This is a genomic window from Pantoea dispersa (assembly GCF_014155765.1).
In the GTDB taxonomy this organism is placed as follows: Bacteria; Pseudomonadota; Gammaproteobacteria; order Enterobacterales; family Enterobacteriaceae; genus Pantoea; species Pantoea dispersa.
Map to the genome: position 1 here is coordinate 1 of NZ_SCKT01000022.1, position 2,340 is coordinate 2,340.

Genomic DNA, 2,340 nt, shown 5'->3' on the forward strand with positions numbered 1-2,340 from the left:
AACACCTGCGAAGCCAGCCGGATAAAGTCAGACCGTGCAGCTGAACCTCCTGCCGGCTCCGCCGGGTTTTCTCAGGCCCGATGATGCCATAAAATGCCGTATTTCAGGGCCACTTTTTCATGTGGTCCGGCATGAAGGACGCGGCTTATGAATAACGACAACCTGAACGTCAGCCATCTGGCCTGGTGCGGCCTGATTGCCCTGCATACCGCCCGCCGCGACGGGCTCGTGACGTCACCTGCACAGGACAACCTGTTTCTGACCCGCTGGCTGGCCACCGCCGAAAAACAGCGCCGCTTTCCCCGGGCGCTGGCGAGCGACATCAGCTGGCTGCTGAAGGAGGGGCGGGAGAAGGGCCTGCACGCTGACCTGCCCGGCAAGCTCGACTACCTGTGGCGCGCCGGCAACGGCCACCTGCAGGCGCAGAACGACCTGTTCCGGCTCCAGCACGCCCTGCACGCCGTGAAGCTCACAGGCTGGATTTATATGGTGCTGTCCGAAAACGAATGGAGCGGCCGCCGTCAGCTGCGGCTCAGCCCGTCCGTTTCCGGTATTTACCTCCGGCGCAGCGCGCTGGATAACGGCTTTGACGAGCACGGACGGCAGCGCAGTTCCCTGGACGCGCGCATCACCGGCGACCTGGCTGCGCTGGATAAGCTGCTGCAGCGTTCGGGCTGGCGCCGGGAAGTGGCTGGAGGTTCTGATGAACATCAGCATCTTCTCCTCGCGGACGGATTCAGTGCAGCGTGAAGGCAGGACGGAAAGCTGACGAACTTCTCAGACTACAGTGTACCTCCTCGCCGGCTCAGGTTTCCGGGCGGGAGACCGGTAACACCCGCGTAATCTGGATAATGAATCGTCTGATTTTACTCCCTGAACGGGGCGCTGCCCGGCGGCACCCCACTTTTTTTAGCGGCCACGTGAGCGATGGCCCTGACAGGAACCACACCATGAACAGGCATGAAGTGACGTCTCAGCTGTTTCGCAGCGCGGGCTACGATCCGACCACCGGCGTGCTGGAACTGGAGTACCGGAACGGCGCGTGCCGGCGCTGGCTCGCGGTGCCGGCAAAGGTGTATCAGGCTTTCTGCGCGGCCGCGGACGGCGACGCATTTTTCAGGAGCAGCATCGAGGGCCGCTATATTTCCCTCCGGGGCAGCCTCAGCCTGCGGCGCGGCGTCTGATGCCATCATCTGCGCCCAGGCATCATAGTCTTCCGCGGTCTGCTGCCGCCAGCGGCGCACCGGTGCCTGGCGTTCAGCGCGCACCCGGTAGCCGCAGCGCCGCTCGCGGGCCGCCCGGGTCAGGGTCTCCTGCACCCACGTCCAGAACGCGCGCCCCGTGTGCGGCGTCACAGGGTAGCCCGCTTTTTTCATGATTTTCCGGGCGACGTTTTCACTCCAGCTGCGGATGAGCGAAAAGGCGCCGTGGATATCGCCGCGTGACGTCATGATATTTAATTCGTGAAATGTATTCATATTATCTGCTCCCTGATACGTAACTGTTATCGTCAGATTGCGGAATGTCTTCAGCCCTGATTTAATATTTATAATGTAATCATTATAACAGGTTTATATTAATGACTGTCAGGTGTTAAAATATTTTAACATTATTTTATGGTCGCGACGGATAATGAAAAGACAGGCTTTAATCATGACGGCATTACTGACACTTCCGGTTATTCACGACGCGGAGCGTTAAGGTCCGGCTGGTCGCCGATGAAAAGAAAAGCCGGGACCGCTGGTCTCTTGTCAGCCAGCTCGCGTGCGCTGGCGTGGACGTGCGCCTCAACGGCATATACAGCATCATGCACAACAAGTTTATTGTGGCCGACGGCAGTGCGGTGGAAACCGGCTCATTTAATTACACGTCTTCGGCTGAAAAAAGAAATGCGGAGAACGCGCTGGTGATTAAAAACGAACCTTCTATTGCCCGCCGGTATCAGGCTGAATTTAACCGGTTGTGGAATGAATCGGAGCCGGTAATCTGCCCGGCAGCCGGCCTGAATTAAAATCACGCAGGGCGCATATTCAGCGTTCTTTACGGGAAGGGGTTTATGATGTCGGCAAAGAAAACGTATCCGGTCCGGTTCACCGGGCTGCGGGGCTCGCGGGAATGCGGTGCGGATTTCCGCAGCGCTGAGCCGGAGCAGTGGCAGCGCTGGCTGAAGCACGCGCGTGACAACAAGGCCACCACGTTGGTCACCTGCCTGTGCCATCCCCCGGAGAAAGACGCGCAGCGCCGGCGCCTGAAAGTGCATCTGTCACAGAAAACGGACCAGTGCTGGCTCGCCTCATGGGCCTTCTCCGGGCACCAACACGCGCCAGACTGCCGCTTTTA

At 59.3% G+C, this 2,340-nt stretch carries 2 protein-coding genes and 2 pseudogenes; all 4 read left to right on the forward strand.

Features of this window, described 5'->3' with window-relative positions; translation table 11 throughout:
* Positions 1–147: 147 nt before the first annotated feature.
* Positions 148–750 carry a DUF2913 family protein gene (locus H7K56_RS23080; RefSeq protein WP_150060185.1) on the forward strand — a complete coding sequence of 201 codons (603 nt, stop codon included), beginning with the start codon at positions 148–150 and terminating at the stop codon, positions 748–750.
* A 200-nt stretch (positions 751–950) separates the two neighbouring features.
* A complete protein-coding gene (locus tag H7K56_RS23085) occupies positions 951–1,184 on the forward strand; it encodes a KTSC domain-containing protein (RefSeq protein WP_150060184.1) in 234 nt (77 codons plus the stop codon).
* Between the two features lie 515 nt (positions 1,185–1,699).
* A pseudogene (locus H7K56_RS23090) lies at positions 1,700–2,011 on the forward strand (phospholipase D-like domain-containing protein); the annotation flags it as partial.
* 45 nt (positions 2,012–2,056) lie between these two features.
* Positions 2,057–2,340 (forward strand): annotated as a pseudogene (locus H7K56_RS23095) (DUF1173 domain-containing protein); the annotation flags it as partial.